The sequence below is a fragment of the Pseudomonas sp. GW821-FHT09C08 genome, from assembly GCF_059418125.1.
Genome location: NZ_JBWKPG010000002.1, coordinates 323,248 through 340,792, shown reverse-complemented (window position 1 = coordinate 340,792; position 17,545 = coordinate 323,248). Strand labels below are relative to the sequence as shown.

Below are 17,545 nucleotides of genomic sequence, written 5' to 3'. Positions count from 1 at the left end.
TTAAGGGAGAGGCGCGTTTAGGTCGAGATTAAATGTTTAGTCGTGATCAGACATATCTGACCGTCAACGGTATTGGAGGAAGACGTTGTCTCGCCCGAACTGGTCACGCAATGCTTGAATCAAGCCATCAGCGGGATCAATTCGCCAGGTCTCACCAAACTGCAGCATCGCCTTGGCGTCATTGCCGGTGTACTCCATGGTCACCGGGCACGCACCACGGTGGCGCTTGAGCAGGTCGCCCAACCAGCGTAGCTGATCGCCCTTGAGTGCCTCGGTTTTCACCTTCAGGCGCAGGCTTTCGGCCAGATTGGTACGCGCATCCTCCATGCTCATCACCCGCTTGATCCGCAGGCGCAGGCCGCCGGAGAAGTCGTCGTTGCTGACCTCCCCTTCCACGACCACCATGGCATCGGTCTGCAGCAGCGACTGCGCGGAATGGAAGGCGTCGGCAAACAGCGACGCCTCGATCCGGCCCGAGCGGTCGTCGAGGGTGATAAAGCCCATCTTGTCGCCCTTTTTGTTTTTCATCACGCGCAGGGCGATGATCATGCCGGCGACGGTCTGGGTATCCCGCGCCGGCTTCAGGTCGATGATGCGCTGGCGGGCGAAACGGCGAATCTCGCCCTCGTACTCGTCAATCGGGTGACCGGTGAGGTACAGGCCCAAGGTGTCTTTCTCACCCTTGAGGCGCTCCTTGAGGGTCAACTCCTTGGCCTTGCGATGGTTGCCGTACACATCCGCGTCTTCCTCGACGAACAGCCCGCCAAACAGGTCGGCGTGACCGCTGTCGTGGGTGCGAGCAGTCTGTTCGGCGGCCTTGATCGCTTCTTCCATGGCGGTGAGCAGCACGGCGCGGTTGCGGTCGATGTTCGCCTGGTAGGCCTTCGGCTCGTCATGGAAGTACGGGCCGAGGCGGTCCAGCGCACCGCTGCGGATCAAGCCGTCGAGGGTGCGCTTGTTGATGCGCTTGAGGTCAACCCGTGCGCAGAAGTCGAACAGGTCCTTGAACGGGCCGTCCTGGCGGGCTTCGGTGATGGCTTCCACCGGACCTTCGCCGACGCCCTTGATCGCGCCGAGACCATAGATGATGCGGCCTTCGTCGTTCACCGTGAACTTGAATTCCGAGGCGTTCACGTCCGGCGCGTCGAGGCGCAGCTTCATGGTGCGCACTTCCTCGATCAAGGTCACGACCTTGTCGGTGTTGTGCATATCCGCCGAGAGTACCGCAGCCATGAACGGCGCCGGGTAGTGGGCTTTCAGCCAGGCGGTCTGGTACGAGACCAGGCCGTACGCGGCGGAGTGGGATTTGTTGAAACCGTAACCGGCGAATTTTTCCACCAGGTCGAAGATGTTACCGGCGAGGTCAGCGTCGATATTGTTGGTGGCGCAACCTTCAATGAAACCGCCGCGCTGCTTGGCCATTTCCTCGGGCTTTTTCTTACCCATGGCTCGACGCAGCATGTCCGCGCCACCGAGGGTGTAACCGGCCATGACCTGGGCAATCTGCATCACCTGTTCTTGATACAGGATGATGCCGTAGGTCGGCGCCAATACGGGCTTGAGGCCTTCGTACTGGTAGTCCGAGTGCGGGTACGCCAGCTCGGCACGCCCGTGCTTACGGTTGATGAAGTCATCCACCATGCCCGATTGCAACGGGCCCGGACGGAACAGGGCCACCAGTGCGATCAAGTCTTCCAGGCAGTCGGGCTTGAGCTTTTTGATCAGCTCTTTCATGCCACGCGATTCAAGCTGGAACACCGCTGTGGTTTCAGCTTTTTGCAACAGCGTGTACGTCGGTTTGTCGTCCAGCGGGATAAAGGCGATATCCAGCGGTTCTTCACCGACCTTGGCACGGTCGCGGTTGATGGTCTTGAGCGCCCAGTCGATGATCGTCAGGGTCCGCAGGCCGAGGAAGTCGAACTTCACCAGGCCGGCAGCCTCGACGTCGTCCTTGTCGAACTGGGTCACCAGGCCATCGCCTTCTTCGTCGCAATAGATCGGCGAAAAGTCGGTCAGCTTGGTCGGCGCGATAACCACACCACCGGCGTGTTTACCGACGTTACGCACCACACCTTCAAGCTTGCGCGCCATGTCCCAGATTTCGGCGGCTTCTTCATCGACCTTGATGAAGTCGCGCAGGATTTCTTCCTGCTCGTAAGCCTTCTCCAGGGTCATGCCGACTTCGAACGGAATCATTTTCGACAGGCGGTCTGCCAGGCCGTAGGACTTGCCCTGCACCCGTGCCACGTCGCGGATTACCGCCTTGGCCGCCATCGAACCGAAGGTGATGATCTGGCTCACGGCGTTGCGGCCGTACTTCTCGGCCACGTATTCGATCACGCGGTCGCGACCGTCCATGCAGAAGTCGACGTCGAAGTCGGGCATGGAGACCCGTTCCGGGTTGAGGAAGCGCTCGAACAGCAGGTCATATTCCAGCGGGTCGAGGTCGGTGATCTTCTGCACATAGGCCACCAGCGAGCCAGCACCTGACCCCCGGCCAGGACCGACCGGTACGCCGTTGTTCTTGGCCCACTGGATGAAGTCCATCACGATCAGGAAGTAACCGGGGAACCCCATCTGGATGATGATATCCAGCTCGAAATTCAGCCGATCAACGTAGACCTGGCGCTTGGCCTCATAGTCTTCGGTGGTGTCCTTAGGCAGCAGGACGCTGAGGCGCTCCTCCAGGCCGTCAAACGACACCTTGCGAAAGTATTCATCGATGGTCATGCCATCGGGAATCGGGAAGTTGGGCAGGAAGTGCTTGCCCAGCTTCACTTCGATATTGCAGCGCTTGGCGATTTCGACGGAGTTTTCCAGGGCCTCGGGCAGGTCACTGAACAGCTCGGCCATCTCGTCCGCGCTTTTGAGGTACTGCTCTTCGCTGTAGTTCTTGGAGCGGCGCGGGTCATCCAGGGCCCGGCCTTCGCCGATGCACACGCGGGTTTCGTGGGCCTCGAAATCTTCTTTCTTGATGAAGCGCACATCGTTGGTCGCCACCAGTGGCGCGCCCAGCTTGTCGGCGAGGGCCACGGCGGCGTGCAGATGCTCTTCATCGTTGGGGCGGTTGGTGCGCTGCACTTCCAGATAGAAGCGCCCCGGAAAGACCTGCATCCACTCACTCGCCAGCACTTCGGCTTCGTGCGGGTTGCCGCCCAACAGCGCGATGCCGATCTCGCCTTCTTTGGCGGCCGACAGCATGATCAGGCCTTCGCTGGCCTCGGCGACCCATTCGCGCTCGATGATGATCGAGCCGTTGCGCTGGCCATCGATAAAACCACGGGAAATCAATTCGGTGAGGTTGCGATAACCGACGCCGTTCATCGCCAACAGGCTGATGCGGCTCAGGGGGTTATCGGGGTCCTTGTTGGACAGCCACAGGTCGGCGCCGCAGATCGGCTTGATCCCGGCGCCCATGGCGTTCTTGTAGAACTTGACCAGGGAACACATGTTGTTCTGATCGGTCACCGCGACCGCAGGCATATTCATGCCCACCAGGGTTTTGACCAGCGGTTTGATCCGTACCAGGCCGTCGACCAGGGAGTATTCAGTGTGCAGGCGTAGATGAACGAATGAAGCCGGCATAGTGATCCTGTCTTGATACATGAAAACAACAAGGCCCGGATTGTACCGGGCCTTGGCAAAAACATCAGCCTCGCGACTAAACCTCGCTGAAGCTCTCGCGCAGCTCGTAGGCCTGGCGCACCGGGGCGAACGAGCGGCGGTGGATCGGGGTAGGACCCAGGCGCGCCAGGGCTTCCAGATGAACGGGCGTCGGATAGCCCTTGTGCCCACCGATGCCGTAGCCGGGATAGATCAATTCAAACGCAGCCATTTCACGGTCGCGACTGACTTTGGCCAGGATCGAAGCGGCGGCAATGGCCGGCACCTTGCTATCGCCCTTGACCACCGCCTCGGACGGCATGGCCAGCTTGGGGCAACGGTTGCCGTCGATCATCGCCATTTTCGGCGTGATGTGCAGGCCTTCCACTGCCCGCTGCATGGCCAGCATGGTGGCGTGGAGGATATTCAATTCGTCGATTTCTTCGACTTCGGCCCGGGCGATATGCCAGCTCAGGGCTTTTTCACAGATCTCGTCGTAGAGCTTTTCACGGCGTGCTTCGGTGAGCTTCTTCGAGTCGTTGAGGCCCAGGATCGGGCGGTTCGGGTCGAGGATCACCGCCGCCGTCACCACCGCGCCGCACAGCGGGCCGCGTCCGACTTCGTCAACGCCGGCCACGAGTGCGTGGGCTTCGGCAACCAGGCTGAAATCCAGGCCCATTTGCGTGCTCATAAAGCTTCCTGTTTGTGGCCGATCAAGCTCAACACGGCGTCAGCCGCCTGGTTCGAGGCATCCCGGCGCAGGGTGCGGTGGATGTCGTCGAAACCACGGGTCTGTTCTTCGCCGCCGTCGATCAAGGGTAGTAGAGTTTGCGCGAGGGCCTCGGGCGTTGCATCGTCCTGCAACAACTCCGGCACCAGCAGGCGCTGGGCCAGCAGGTTGGGCAAGGAGATGTAAGGGCTCTTGACCATGCGCTTGAGAATCCAGAACGTCAGCGGCGCAAGGCGGTAGGCCACAACCATCGGGCGCTTGTACAGCAAGGCTTCCAGTGTCGCGGTGCCCGAGGCGATCAACACCGCGTCGCAGGCCGCGAGAGCCAGGTGCGACTGACCGTCGAGCAAGGTCAATGGCAGGTTGCGGCCTTCCAGCAAGGTTTCGATCTGCGCGCGACGCTGCGGGCTGGCGCACGGCAGCACGAAACGTACGCCTGGCTTCAAGGCCTGCAGGCGCTCGGCAGCATCAAAAAACACCGAGGCCAGCCGGCCGACTTCGCCGCCACGGCTGCCCGGCATCAGCGCCACCAGCGGGCCGTCGGGCAGGCCCAGTTCGGCACGCGCAGCCGCGCGGTCAGCCTGCAAGGGAATGGTGTCCGCCAGGGTATGCCCGACAAACCTCACCGGCACCCCCTTCTCTTCGTAGAACCTGGCCTCGAACGGCAGCAGGGTCAACATCAGGTCACAGCCTTCACGGATTTTCAGCACACGCTTCTGCCGCCACGCCCAAACGGATGGGCTGACGTAGTGCACGGTCTTGATCCCGGCCTGGCGCAACTTGAGTTCGATGTTGAGGGTGAAATCCGGTGCGTCGATGCCGATAAAGACGTCAGGCTTTTCTTCGATCAGCGTCTGGATCAGCAGCTTGCGGCGGGCCAACAGCTCGCGCAGGCGACCCAGCACCTCAACCAGCCCCATGACCGACAGGCGCTCCATGGGGAAGTAGGACGTGAGCCCTTCAGCCTGCATCAGCGGGCCGCCGACGCCGATGAACTCCACTGCTGGATGCTGGGCCTTGAGCGCCCGCATCAGACCTGCGCCCAAAATGTCGCCGGAGGCTTCTCCGGCCACCAGCGCGATACGCAGAGTGGCCATGATCAGCGGGTGATGCCGCGAGTCGACGCCTGGATCGAGTCGCGAAACACCGCGACTTCCGGGAACAACGCTGCCGACTCGGCCAGTTGGATCAACGCCTGGTCCACCGTCAGCCCCTGACGATAAACCACCTTGTAGGCACGGCGCAGGGCGTGGATCGCCTCTTCGCTGAAACCCCGACGGCGCATGCCTTCGAAGTTCATGCTGCGGGCTTCGGCCGGGTTGCCGAATACCGTGACAAACGCCGGTACGTCCTTGCCGATTGCGGTACCCATGCCGGAAAAGCTGTGGGCGCCGATATGGCAGTACTGATGCACCAGGGTAAAGCCGGACAGGATGGCCCAGTCGTCAACGTGCACATGGCCAGCCAAGGCGGTGTTGTTGACCAGGATGCAGTGGTTGCCGATCACGCTGTCATGGCCGATATGGGCATAGGCCATGACCAGGTTGTGATCACCCAGCGTGGTCTCGGCACGATCCTGCACAGTGCCACGGTGAATGGTCACGCCTTCACGGATGATGTTGTGATCACCGATTACCAGGCGTGTCTCTTCACCCTTGTACTTCATGTCCGGGGTGTCTTCGCCTACCGAGGAGAACTGGTAGATGCGGTTGTGTTTGCCAATGCGGGTCGGACCCTTGAGGATCACGTGCGGCCCGATGACAGTCCCCTCGCCGATTTCCACACCTGCGCCGATGATCGACCAAGGGCCGACCTCAACGTCGGCGGCCAGCACGGCCGACGGATCGATGATTGCGCGAGGGTCAATCAAACTCATAGTTTGCGTTCCGCACAGATGATCTCAGCGGAGCACACCGGCTTGCCATCCACCGAAGCCTGGCATTCGAACTTCCAGATCTGGCGCTTGCAGCTGATGAACTTGGCTTCCAGGATCAACTGGTCACCCGGGGTAACCGGGTTGCGGAAACGCAACTTGTCGGAGCCCACGAAATAGTAAAGCGTGCCATCGGCAGGCTTGAGGTCGAGCATTTTGAAACCAAGGATACCGGCAGCCTGGGCCATCGCTTCGATGATCAACACGCCCGGCATGATGGGATGCGCAGGAAAGTGACCATTGAAGAACGGTTCGTTGATGCTGACATTCTTGTAGGCACGAATGCGCTTTTCCTCAACATTGAGGTCCACTACGCGGTCCACCAGCAGGAACGGGTAACGGTGAGGCAGGTATTCGCGAATCTCGTTGATGTCCATCATTTCGGGGGGAAGCCTGTAATAAAGATTGGGGGCGGGCGAACTAAAAGCACGCCCCGCTAGCAAATCAAGGAGGCAGTCTAGCGGCTGTGCACACTTGATATGGAAATGGTATCAGCCTTCTGATGAAGCATTACCGCCAGGGGTCACGTCTCCAACACGCTTTTCCAGCTGTTTGAGGCGTCGAGCCATGTCGTCGAGCTGCCTCAACCGTGCTGCACTCTTGCGCCATTCAGCTGCAGGCTGCATGGCGGTACCGGAAGAATAGGCACCCGGCTCGGTAATCGAGTGGGTCACCATGGTCATGCCGGTGATGAATACGTTGTCGCAAACTTCAATATGCCCCACCAACCCTACGCCACCGGCTAGCATGCAATGCTTGCCGATTTTGGTGCTGCCGGAGATGCCTACACACGCCGCCATGGCGGTGTGATCGCCAATCTGGACGTTGTGGGCGATCTGGATCTGGTTATCGAGCTTCACGCCGTTACCGATCACGGTATCGGCCAGGGCCCCGCGATCAACAGCGGTGTTGACACCGATTTCCACGTCGTCGCCGATCAATACGCCGCCGACCTGGGCAATCTTGTTCCAGACACCTTTGGAATTGGCAAAGCCAAAACCTTCACCGCCGATCACGGCACCCGACTGGATGACCACACGCTCGCCGATACGCACATCGTGGTACAGGGTCACGCGGGGTGCCAGCCAGCCATCGGCACCGATTTCGCAGCGTGCGCCGATGAAGCAATGCGCACCGACAGTCACACCCGCCGCAATGCGTGCACCGCTCTCGATCACCGCAAACGCGCCGACGCTGGCCGCAGGGTCAACCTGCGCATCATCGGCAATGACCGCCGAAGGATGAATACCGGCGGCAGCCTTGGGTTTCGGGTCGAACAGGTGCGATACCCGTGCATAAGCCAGGTACGGGTCGGCCACCACCAGCGCATCCCCGGCAAACCCTTCGGCGTCAGCGGCTTTGAGCAACACGGCTGCAGCCTGGCTATCGACGAGGTATTTACGGTATTGGGGATTTGCGAGGAAGCTCAACTGAGCTGGGCCAGCCTCCTGCAAGGTGGCTAGCCCAGTGATTTCTTTCTCCTTGGAGCCACGCAAGGTGGCCCCCAGGAACTCGGCCAACTCGCCGAGCTTGATAGTCGCGGTCATGGCTTACTTCAGCTGGTTCATGCGCTCGATCACCTGACGGGTGATGTCGTATTGAGGCTTGACGTCGATGACAGCGCCACGCTCGAACACCAGGTCAAAGGCACCTTTCTTGATGACTTCTTCCACAGCGCTGTCCAGTTTCGGCTTCAGCTGCTTGAGCATTTCGCGGTCGGCAACTGCCTTGGCTTCGTTCAGCTCCTTGGACTGGAACTGGTAGTCACGGGCCTTTTGCTTGAATTCAAGCTCCAGGCGCTCGCGCTCGCCCTGCTGCATCTTGTCGCCACCGGCTACCAGGCGATCCTGGATGCCCTTGGCACTGCTTTCCAGGGTCTTGAGCTTGGTCAGTTGCGGACCGAATTTCTTCTCGGCATCCACGGCGTACTTCTTGGCCGCATCGGATTCCAACAGAGCCATCTGATAGTTCAGGACGGCGATTTTCATTTCGGCGAAGGCCGGGGTGGTTACCAGCACGGTGGCCAGCAGAACCAATTGAGTCAACTTACGCACGATGTACTCCTACAGAATCCGTTGTCGTTATCTTGGGTCAGACGCTTAGAACGTCTGGCCGAGGGAGAATTGGAAAATCTGGGTTTCAGCGTTATCCGGTTTCTTGATCGGCATGGCCAGAGCAAAGCTCAATGGGCCAAGCGCGGTCACCCAGGTCACACCCACACCCACGGAGCTTGCCAGGTTGCTGAGGCTCACGTCGTTGCATTGGGTTTCGGACTTCACGCCGCTCGGGTTACGGATCTGCTCGCACTTGGAGTCGAACACGTTACCCACGTCCCAGAAGACCGAAGTACGCAGCGAACGCTGATCCTTCACGAATGGCAGCGGGAACAGAATCTCCGCACCACCCTGAATCAAAACGTTACCACCGAACGGCAGCGGGTCGTTGTCCGAATCCGCCACAGTGCCTTGGTTACCGGTTACACCCACACCACGGCTTGGCGTACCACGAGGACCCAGGGTGCTGTCCTTGAAGCCACGTACCGAGTTGAAACCACCAGCATAGTAGTTCTCATAGAACGGCAAGCCATTGGTCGAACCATAACCATCGCCATAGCCCAGCTCAGTGTGCAGGCGCATGGTGTAGTTATCGCTCAACGGCTGGAACAACTGGCCGCGGTAGTCGAGTTTGAAGAACGACAGGTCGCTGCCCGGCGTCGTGGTTTCCAGGGTCAGGCTCTGGGAGTGACCACGGGTCGCCAGCACACCTTTGTTCAGGGTCGACTCGGACCAGCCGGCGGACGCCTTGAAGTTCAGGAACTTGTCACCTTCGCGACGGGTAAAGTCGAAGATCTCGTCCACGGTGTACACACCGGTCTTGATCTCATCCTGTTGCGCGGTCAGGCCAAAGGTCAGGCGCGACGTTTCGCTGATCGGGTAGCCAATGTTGGCGCCCACACCCAGGCTGTCGATCGCATAGCTTGCTACGTCAACGTCGAGGTCTTTGTAGTCGGTGGTGCGGTAGAAGGCGTTGTAGCCCAGGCTCACACCGTCGGCAGTCCAGTAGGGGTCGACATAACCGAAGTTATAGCGGCTCTGGTATTCGCTGCGGGTCAGGCCGATGGAAACCTTGTTACCGGTACCGAGGAAGTTGTTCTGGGTGATCGAACCACCGAGGATCAGGCCGGCGCTCTGTGCGAAACCAACGCTGGCGGTGATGGAACCCGACGCCTGCTCTTCCACGGCGTAGTTCACGTCAACCTGGTCATCCACGCCCGGTACGGCCGGGGTCTCGACGTTGACTTCCTTGAAGAAGCCCAGGCGCTCAAGACGGGTCTTGGACTGGTCGATCAGGTAAGTCGACGCCCAGCCACCTTCCATCTGACGCATTTCACGACGCAGCACTTCGTCCGCAGACTTGGTGTTGCCACGGAAGTTGATGCGGTTCACGTAGGCACGCTTGCCTGGGTCGACAACGAAGGTGATGTCCACGGTATGGTCATCATCGTGCGGGGTCGGCACGCCGTTGACGTTGGCGAAGGTATAGCCTTCGTTACCGAGGCGGCGGGTGATCAGTTCGGAGGTGGTGGTCATCAGCTTGCGCGAGAACACCTGGTCCTTCTGCACCAGCAACAGCGCCTTGACCTGGTCTTCAGGGACTTTCAGGTCGCCGCTGAGCTTGACGTCACGAACCTTGTACTTCTCGCCTTCGTTGACGTTGACGGTGATGTAGACGTGCTTCTTGTCCGGGGTGATGGACACCTGGGTCGAAGCGATATCCATGTTGATATAGCCACGGTCCAGGTAGTAGGAGCGCAGACGCTCCAGGTCACCGGAGAGTTTTTCACGTGCGTACTTGTCGTCGTTCTTGAAGAACGACAACCAGTTGGTGGTCTTGAGTTCGAACAGGTCGATCAGGTCGTCATCAGCGAACTTGGTATTGCCCACCACGTTGATGTGCTGAATCGCCGCCACGGTACCTTCGTTGATGTTGACCTTGAGGCCGACACGGTTACGAGGTTGCGGGACCACTTCGGTTTCCACGGTCGCGGAGTAGCGGCCCTGGGCAACGTACTGGCGTTGCAGCTCGTTACGCACACCCTCAAGGGTGGCGCGCTGGAAGATCTCGCCCTCGGCCAGGCCGGATTGCTTGAGGCCCTTCATCAGGTCTTCAGTGGAGATCGCTTTGTTGCCTTCGATCTCGATACTGGCGACGGAAGGTCGCTCGACGACAGTGATGACCAGGACGTTGCCTTCGCGACCCAGTTGGATGTCTTGAAAGAAACCGGTTTTGAACAGCGCACGAGTGGATTCCACCAGGCGACGGTCATCAGCCTGTTCCCCAACGTTCAACGGCAAGGCACCAAAGACGCTACCCGCGGAAACCCGCTGGAGGCCGTTGACGCGAATATCGGAGATGGTGAAGGACTCGGCGTGAACTTCGGCGATCATCAATACGGTGAGAACCGCAGTTAGCAGCAGACGTTTCATGAAGTCCTTTCTTATTCCAACTGGCAATAAACAAACTGCCGCAAAATGCGGCAGATTCGCAATTCAGCGAAGCGTTACAGACGACCCAGATCGTTGACCAAGGCTAACAACATCACCCCGACCACCAAACTGATACCGATCTGTATCCCCCAACCCTGCACCCGATCCGACAAGGGACGACCACGCGCCCACTCGACCAGATAAAACAACAGATGCCCCCCATCCAATACTGGAATGGGCAGCAAATTCAGAACACCCAGGCTAATACTCAGATAAGCCAGGAAATTCAGGAAATCCGCGACACCCGACTGGGCAGAAGCGCCCGCCACTTTAGCAATGGTTATCGGTCCACTCAAGTTTTTTACCGAGAGCTCGCCGAACAACATTTTCTTGAGGGATTCGAGGGTCAGCACACTCATGGTCCAGGTGCGTCGAGCGCCCTCGCCAATTGCTGCCAACGGCCCGAAACTGACCTCGCGCACCATCGATGGCGGCCACTCTACACCTTTCACCCCGGCACCCAGGTAACCCCCGGCCGCCTTGGCTTCCCCGCGCACCGCCAGGGTGACAGGGATGTCGATTTGAGCACCGTCGCGCTCAACTTTCAGCACAATTTTGGTATCAGGCCGTACACGAACCAGGTCGACCACTTGCTGCCAGTCGCCCAATGCCTGGCCATCGAGGGCCAACAGGCGATCACCGGTTTTCAACCCGGCGGCCTGGGCCGGGCCTTTCGGGTCCAGCTCGGCGAGCACCGGCGGCAGCGCCGGGCGCCACGGACGGATACCCAGGGATTTGATCGGATCAGGCTCGTCAGCCCCCTTCAGCCAATGGTCAAGGGCCAGCGTACGCGGGGTTTCGGTCGTGGAATCCTGCTCGCGCACCACCACATTGACGGTACCGCTCTCACCCAGGCGACGAACCAATTGCAAATTGACCGCGCCCCACCCCGTGGTGGGCTCGCCATCAATGGATACAATTTCTTGCCCTGCGACCAGGCCGGCCTTTGCCGCCATGCTATCGGCCTCGACCGCGCCGATGACCGGGCGCACCTGCTGGCTGCCGAGCATGGCCAGCACCCAGAAGAACACCATCGCCAGCAGGAAGTTGGCGATCGGTCCCGCGGCAACAATCGCAATACGCTGACGAACGGTCTTGCGGTTAAAGGACTGGTCCAGTTGATCAGCCGGCACTTCACCTTCGCGCTCATCGAGCATCTTGACGTAGCCACCCAAGGGGATGGCCGCAATCACAAACTCGGTGCCGCGACGGTCATGCCAGCGCAACAGCGGCATGCCGAAACCGACGGAAAAGCGCAATACCTTGACGCCGCAACGACGTGCCACCCAGAAGTGGCCGAATTCGTGGAAGGTAACCAGCACACCCAGAGCAACCAGGGTGCCGACAATCATGTAAAGCGCACTCATCTAATTTCTCCGCATTCCAATCCAGTGCCTGAAGGCTCAAACACGCCCTCAAACTAACGCGCGTTGCGGTCCAGCCATTGTTGAGCCAGGGCACGAGCCTTGGCATCAGCCTCGAACACCGCTCCCAGATCATTCACTGCCACGACAGGCTCAAGCGCCAGGACGTCCTCGATGATACTCGCGATCTGCGGAAAGCGGATGCGCCGTTCGAGAAACGCCGCCACGGCCACTTCATTGGCAGCATTGAGCATCGCCGGTGCGCTGTTACCCGCTTGCGCTGCATGTCGCGCCAGGCGCAGGCAAGGAAAGCGTTGCTCGTCCGGCGCCTCGAAATCCAGCCGCGCAATTGCAAACAGGTCCAATGGCGCCACGCCGGAATCAATCCGCTCCGGCCAGGCCAGGGCGTTGGCGATGGGCGTGCGCATGTCGGGGTTACCCAACTGCGCCAACACCGAACCATCCACATAGTCGACCAGGGAATGAATCACACTTTGCGGGTGGATCACCACCTCGATTTGCTCGGGGCGTGCATCGAACAGCCAGCAGGCCTCGATCAACTCCAGCCCCTTGTTCATCATGCTTGCCGAATCCACGGAGATCTTGCGCCCCATCGACCAGTTCGGATGAGCGCAGGCCTGGTCCGGAGACACATGTTCCAGCTCAGCCAACGGAGTTTGACGGAAAGGACCACCAGAGGCCGTCAGCAGAATCCGACGCACGCCGACCTGGCTCAGGCCTCGGGCAAAGTCACCCGGCATGCACTGGAAGATGGCGTTGTGCTCACTGTCGAGGGGCAGCAACACCGCGCCGCTCTTGCGCACCGCTTGCATAAAGAGCGCACCGGACATCACCAGCGCTTCTTTATTGGCCAACAGGATCTTCTTGCCAGCATCGACCGCAGCGAGGGTTGGACGCAAGCCAGCTGCCCCGACGATGGCGGCGACAACGGTATCCACCTCGGCATCCGCCGACACCTGGCACAGCCCCTCCTCGCCCACCAACACCTGGGTCGCCAGCCCGGCAGCCCGCAGATCATCCTGCAGCCCGCGCGCCAACGCGGCCTCAGGCACGACGGCGAAACGCGGTGCATGGCGCACACACAGGGCGAGCAATTCGCTCAAACGGGAGAACCCGGTCAGCGCGAAGACCTGATAGCGATCCGGGTGGCGAGCGATCACGTCCAGGGTGCTCAGCCCTACCGAGCCCGTAGCGCCCAGCACGGTTACCTGTTGCAGGCGGCTCACGAGGCAGTCATCCACAGCAGTACGGCGAAAATCGGGATGGCCGCCGTCAGGCTGTCGATACGATCCAGCACGCCGCCGTGGCCCGGCAGCAGGTTGCTGCTGTCCTTGATCCCGGCCTGGCGCTTGAACATGCTTTCGGTCAGGTCACCGACCACCGAGATAAAGACGACGATGGCAGTGCCCAGCAGCGCCAGGAAGATCTCCTTCACCGACCAGTCACGCACCACACCCACCACCAGCGTGATCAGCAGGGTCAATGCCAGGCCGCCGTACACGCCCTCCCAGCTCTTACCCGGGCTGACCGCCGGCGCCAGCTTGCGCTTGCCGAACGCACGACCCGAGAAGTAGGCGCCGATATCCGCGCCCCAGACAAGCACCATCACCGCCATGATCAGCCAGTTGCCCATCGGCGAATGCTTGATCAGTACCAGCCCTTGCCAGGCCGGTAGCAGGATCAACAGGCCAATCACCAGCTTGCAGGCCACACTGGACCAATGACTGCTGGTGCGCGGATAGGTCAGCACCAGGAACGTCGCCAGCGCCCACCACAAGACCGCCGCCCCCAGCACCCAGGGCGCGACGTCCGGCAGGATGTACATGAGAAACAGCAACAGCGCCACGATTGCGGCGTACACCACACGTGGCAACTGTGCACTGAAGCCCGCCAGGCGCGCCCATTCCCAGGCGCCCAGGGTTACGACCAAGCCAATAAACAGCGCAAAGCCGGAACCATCGAGCAGGAAAAACCCACACAAGGCGATCGGCAACAGGATCAGTGCTGTGATGATTCGTTGTTTAAGCATTAAACCCGGGCTCCAGCTTCGATCTGCTCGCTCGTTTTACCGAAGCGACGCTGACGGGAAGCGAAATCGGCCAGCGCATTACGCATGGCATCGTGTTTGAAGTCCGGCCAGAACAGGTCGGAGAAGTACAGCTCGGTATAGGCCAGCTGCCACAGCAGGAAGTTGCTGATGCGGTGCTCGCCACCGGTGCGGATGCACAAGTCCGGCAACGGCAGGTCGCCGGTCACCAGGCAGGTCTGCAGCAGTTCGGGCGTGATGTCGTCCGGGCGCAGATGACCGGCTTGCACTTCGCGGGCCAGTCGCTGCGCGGCCTGGGCGATATCCCACTGGCCACCGTAGTTGGCTGCGATCTGCAGCACAAAACGGTTGGCCCCGGCGGTAATGGCCTCGGCTTCGCGCATGGCTGCCTGCAGTTCCGGGTGGAAACGCGAGCGATCGCCAATGATGCGCAGGCTGATGTTGTTGTCGTTGAGGCGCTTGGCCTCGCGACGCAGAGCCTTGAAGAACAGGTCCATCAAGGCACTGACTTCTTCGGCCGGGCGCTGCCAGTTCTCGCTGGAGAAGGCAAACAGGGTCAAGACTTCGACCTTGGCCTCGGCACACACCTCAATCACAGCCCGTACCGCATCGACACCCGCTTTATGCCCGGCAACACCCGGCATAAAGCGTTTCTTCGCCCAGCGATTATTCCCATCCATGATGATCGCGACATGGCGCGGCACCACAGAGGGTACAGTCTGCTTGGTCTTTTCCATGAAGGCGTCCTGACCCCTTATACGGCCATCAGGTCCTTTTCTTTCTCTTCCGTGGCCTTGGTGATCTGGGCCTCGGCGTCCTTGGTCAGCTTGTCGATATCGGCGACGGCGCGACGCTCTTCGTCTTCGCTGATTTCCTTGTCCTTGACCAGCTTCTTCAGGTCACCCAGGGCATCACGACGGATGTTGCGCACGGCAACACGAGCATCTTCCGCGGCGCTACGCGCCTGCTTGGTGAAGCCCTTGCGGGTTTCTTCGGTCAGGGCAGGCATGGAGATCAGCAGCAACTCGCCCAGGTTGGTCGGGTTGAGGTTCAGCCCAGCGCTCTGGATTGCCTTGTCGACGGCAGCGAGCATGTTGCGCTCGAACGCCACGACCTGCAGGGTGCGCGAGTCTTTCACAGTGACGTTGGCCACGCCGCTCAGCGGGGTGTCAGCGCCGTAGTAAGGCACCATCACGCTACCCAGGATGCTTGGGTGAGCCTTGCCGGTACGAATCTGGCCAAAAGCATGGCTCAGAGACTCCAGGGATTTCTGCATACGCGCTTGGGCGTCTTTCTTGATTTCGTTGATCATTGTTGGCCTTCCTCGATCAGAGTCCCTTCCGCGCCGCCGTGTACGATGTTCAGCAGGGCGCCGGGCTTGTTCATGTTAAATACGCGCAGCGGCATCTTGTGGTCGCGGCACAGGCAAATAGCCGTCAGGTCCATCACACCCAGCTTGCGATCCAGCACTTCATCGTAGGTCAGATGATCGAACTTCTCGGCATGCGGGTCTTTGAATGGGTCTGCGGTGTAGACGCCGTCCACCTTGGTGGCCTTGAGCACTACGTCGGCATCGATCTCGATGGCGCGCAGGCAGGCAGCCGAGTCCGTGGTGAAGAACGGATTGCCCGTACCCGCAGCGAAGATCACCACTTCTTTGGAGTTCAGGTGGCGCATGGCTTTGCGGCGATCATAGTGATCGGTCACGCCAACCATGGAAATAGCCGACATCACGATAGCCGAGATATTGGCACGCTCCAGGGCGTCACGCATCGCCAGGGCGTTCATCACAGTGGCCAGCATGCCCATGTGGTCGCCGGTTACCCGATCCATGCCGGCCGCACTCAGTGCCGCGCCGCGGAACAGGTTGCCGCCGCCAATCACCAGGCCGACCTGCACGCCGATACCGACCAGTTGGCCGACTTCAAGCGCCATGCGATCGAGCACCTTGGGATCGATCCCGAACTCTTCCGAGCCCATCAGGGCCTCGCCGCTAAGCTTGAGTAGAATGCGTTTATAGCGAGCCTGATAACCACTGCCCTGCTGAGCCATTGCGAATCTCTCCTGCGGCGTATTTTTTAAAAAATTCTTGGCGAGCCGTTTACGGCTTGCGTTCACTCTAGCTGGACGCTGTCACAGCGCCATCGGAACACGGCTTTGTAAGCCAGTTCCGAGGGTAAGCCAAATAAAATCGGCCTGCCCATTTGAAAAGAGGCTGCGCGCGTGAGCGGGCAGCCTCTTTTGGGCGACAGTTGAAAACTGTCTTATTGCTTGGCGGCAGCCAGCTGGGCAGCAACTTCTTCAGCGAAGTTGTCGACCGGCTTCTCGATGCCTTCGCCTACTTTGAAGTAAGTGAAGGAAACGATTTCAGCACCGGCTTTCTTGGCCAGTTCGCCAACCTTGATTTCAGGGTTCTTGACGAACGCCTGCTCAACCAGGCTTGCTTCAGCCAGGAACTTGCTGATACGGCCCTTGACCATGTTCTCAACAATGTTTTCTGGCTTGCCTTTGATTTTTTCTTCGTTCAGCTGCAGGAACACAGCTTTTTCACGCTCGATCGCTTCGGCAGAAACTTCCGAAGGCAGCAGGAACTCAGGGTTGCTGGCAGCAACGTGCATAGCGATGTCTTTGGCCAGCTCAACGTCGCCGCCTTTCAGAACTACCGCTACACCGATTTTGTTGCCGTGCAGGTAACCACCGACAACATCACCTTCAACGCGAGCCAGGCGACGGATGTTGACGTTTTCGCCAACCTTGCCGACCAGTACCAGGCGAGCAGCTTCTTGAGCTTCGATCAGAGGCTCAACGGTCGTCAGCTTGTCAGCGAATGCTTTTTCAACGCTGGCAGCAACGAATGCCTTGAAGTCATCCTGCAGAGCCAGGAAGTCGGTCTGCGAGTTCACTTCCAGCAGGACTGCGGATTTACCGTCTTCCTTCAGGGCGATGGCGCCTTCAGCAGCAACGTTACCGGCTTTCTTGGCGGCCTTGATGGCGCCCGAAGCACGCATGTCGTCGATGGCTTTTTCGATGTCGCCGCCGGCCTTGGTCAAGGCCTTTTTGCAATCCATCATGCCTTCGCCGGTGCGCTCACGCAGTTCTTTAACCAACGCTGCAGTAATCTCTGCCATTTCAAAATCCTCTTGGATAGGTTTTCAACCATTCCACCCGATCAAACGGGCGATCAATTCTTCCCGAATCTCCGTTGTAGGCCGCTGCACGTTACAGTCGCTAGGTTGCGCTGCCACAAGTGGGCGCCCACAAATGGTTTTCGAGGTGGCAAAAAGGGGGCCAAGCCCCCTT

General features: G+C 59.8%; 15 protein-coding genes. All 15 read right to left on the bottom strand.

From position 1 onward, the window contains the following. Positions 1-63 precede the first annotated feature (63 nt). Positions 64-3,585 (bottom strand): DNA polymerase III subunit alpha, encoded by a 3,522-nt coding sequence (gene dnaE, locus AC07OJ_RS08165; protein ID WP_065903070.1) that lies wholly within the window; start codon positions 3,583-3,585, stop codon positions 64-66. Positions 3,586-3,661: 76 nt separating this feature from the next. Continuing rightward, positions 3,662-4,294: a ribonuclease HII gene (gene rnhB / locus AC07OJ_RS08160; RefSeq protein ID WP_495094361.1), complete on the bottom strand. Its 633-nt coding sequence runs from the start codon at positions 4,292-4,294 to the stop codon at positions 3,662-3,664. Then, positions 4,291-5,430 carry a lipid-A-disaccharide synthase gene (lpxB, locus tag AC07OJ_RS08155; RefSeq protein ID WP_065903073.1) on the bottom strand — a complete coding sequence of 380 codons (1,140 nt, stop codon included), beginning with the start codon at positions 5,428-5,430 and terminating at the stop codon, positions 4,291-4,293. Before lpxB ends, rnhB begins: the two co-directional genes overlap by 4 nt. A 2-nt stretch (positions 5,431-5,432) precedes the next feature. After that, on the bottom strand, positions 5,433-6,209 hold the full coding sequence (gene lpxA / locus AC07OJ_RS08150) for an acyl-ACP--UDP-N-acetylglucosamine O-acyltransferase (RefSeq protein WP_065903075.1): 777 nt from the start codon (positions 6,207-6,209) through the stop codon (positions 5,433-5,435). Then, positions 6,206-6,646, bottom strand: a complete 441-nt coding sequence (gene fabZ, locus AC07OJ_RS08145) for a 3-hydroxyacyl-ACP dehydratase FabZ (RefSeq protein WP_003172281.1) — start codon at positions 6,644-6,646, stop codon at positions 6,206-6,208. Before fabZ ends, lpxA begins: the two co-directional genes overlap by 4 nt. Before the next feature lie 111 nt (positions 6,647-6,757). Further along, the gene (lpxD, locus tag AC07OJ_RS08140) at positions 6,758-7,813 is read right to left on the bottom strand and encodes a UDP-3-O-(3-hydroxymyristoyl)glucosamine N-acyltransferase (RefSeq protein WP_065903077.1); all 1,056 of its coding nucleotides are present in this window, start codon (positions 7,811-7,813) and stop codon (positions 6,758-6,760) included. Between the two features lie 3 nt (positions 7,814-7,816). Then, on the bottom strand, positions 7,817-8,320 hold the full coding sequence (locus AC07OJ_RS08135) for an OmpH/Skp family outer membrane protein (RefSeq protein ID WP_003172279.1): 504 nt from the start codon (positions 8,318-8,320) through the stop codon (positions 7,817-7,819). Between the two features lie 45 nt (positions 8,321-8,365). Further along, complete coding sequence (gene bamA / locus AC07OJ_RS08130; RefSeq protein WP_065903080.1) at positions 8,366-10,753, bottom strand: outer membrane protein assembly factor BamA; 2,388 nt, start codon at positions 10,751-10,753, stop codon at positions 8,366-8,368. A gap of 74 nt (positions 10,754-10,827) precedes the next feature. Further along, positions 10,828-12,180 (bottom strand): sigma E protease regulator RseP, encoded by a 1,353-nt coding sequence (rseP, locus tag AC07OJ_RS08125; protein ID WP_065903081.1) that lies wholly within the window; start codon positions 12,178-12,180, stop codon positions 10,828-10,830. A 53-nt stretch (positions 12,181-12,233) separates the two neighbouring features. Next, on the bottom strand, positions 12,234-13,424 hold the full coding sequence (gene ispC, locus AC07OJ_RS08120; RefSeq protein WP_495094360.1) for a 1-deoxy-D-xylulose-5-phosphate reductoisomerase: 1,191 nt from the start codon (positions 13,422-13,424) through the stop codon (positions 12,234-12,236). After that, positions 13,421-14,227, bottom strand: coding sequence for a phosphatidate cytidylyltransferase (locus tag AC07OJ_RS08115; protein WP_065903083.1), 807 nt, complete (start codon positions 14,225-14,227; stop codon positions 13,421-13,423). The genes ispC and AC07OJ_RS08115 overlap by 4 nt, the downstream gene beginning before the upstream one ends. Continuing rightward, the gene (gene uppS, locus AC07OJ_RS08110) at positions 14,227-14,982 is read right to left on the bottom strand and encodes a polyprenyl diphosphate synthase (RefSeq protein WP_016974405.1); all 756 of its coding nucleotides are present in this window, start codon (positions 14,980-14,982) and stop codon (positions 14,227-14,229) included. The genes AC07OJ_RS08115 and uppS overlap by 1 nt, the downstream gene beginning before the upstream one ends. A 17-nt stretch (positions 14,983-14,999) precedes the next feature. Beyond that, a complete protein-coding gene (frr, locus tag AC07OJ_RS08105; protein WP_016974404.1) occupies positions 15,000-15,557 on the bottom strand; it encodes a ribosome recycling factor in 558 nt (185 codons plus the stop codon). After that, positions 15,554-16,297, bottom strand: coding sequence for a UMP kinase (gene pyrH, locus AC07OJ_RS08100; RefSeq protein WP_003189161.1), 744 nt, complete (start codon positions 16,295-16,297; stop codon positions 15,554-15,556). The genes frr and pyrH overlap by 4 nt, the downstream gene beginning before the upstream one ends. 212 nt (positions 16,298-16,509) lie before the next feature. Beyond that, entirely contained in the window at positions 16,510-17,373 is an 864-nt protein-coding gene (tsf, locus tag AC07OJ_RS08095; protein ID WP_025855127.1) for a translation elongation factor Ts, read from the bottom strand. Positions 17,374-17,545: the final 172 nt, after the last annotated feature.

Coding starts and splice junctions, on each gene's coding strand:
- dnaE (WP_065903070.1), bottom strand. CDS start 3,585: ATGCCGGCTTCATTCGTTCATCTACGCCTGCACACTGAATACTCCCTG.
- rnhB (WP_495094361.1), bottom strand. CDS start 4,294: ATGAGCACGCAAATGGGCCTGGATTTCAGCCTGGTTGCCGAAGCCCAC.
- lpxB (WP_065903073.1), bottom strand. CDS start 5,430: ATGGCCACTCTGCGTATCGCGCTGGTGGCCGGAGAAGCCTCCGGCGAC.
- lpxA (WP_065903075.1), bottom strand. CDS start 6,209: ATGAGTTTGATTGACCCTCGCGCAATCATCGATCCGTCGGCCGTGCTG.
- fabZ (WP_003172281.1), bottom strand. CDS start 6,646: ATGATGGACATCAACGAGATTCGCGAATACCTGCCTCACCGTTACCCG.
- lpxD (WP_065903077.1), bottom strand. CDS start 7,813: ATGACCGCGACTATCAAGCTCGGCGAGTTGGCCGAGTTCCTGGGGGCC.
- bamA (WP_065903080.1), bottom strand. CDS start 10,753: ATGAAACGTCTGCTGCTAACTGCGGTTCTCACCGTATTGATGATCGCC.
- rseP (WP_065903081.1), bottom strand. CDS start 12,180: ATGAGTGCGCTTTACATGATTGTCGGCACCCTGGTTGCTCTGGGTGTG.
- AC07OJ_RS08115 (WP_065903083.1), bottom strand. CDS start 14,227: ATGCTTAAACAACGAATCATCACAGCACTGATCCTGTTGCCGATCGCC.
- uppS (WP_016974405.1), bottom strand. CDS start 14,982: ATGGAAAAGACCAAGCAGACTGTACCCTCTGTGGTGCCGCGCCATGTC.
- frr (WP_016974404.1), bottom strand. CDS start 15,557: ATGATCAACGAAATCAAGAAAGACGCCCAAGCGCGTATGCAGAAATCC.
- pyrH (WP_003189161.1), bottom strand. CDS start 16,297: ATGGCTCAGCAGGGCAGTGGTTATCAGGCTCGCTATAAACGCATTCTA.
- tsf (WP_025855127.1), bottom strand. CDS start 17,373: ATGGCAGAGATTACTGCAGCGTTGGTTAAAGAACTGCGTGAGCGCACC.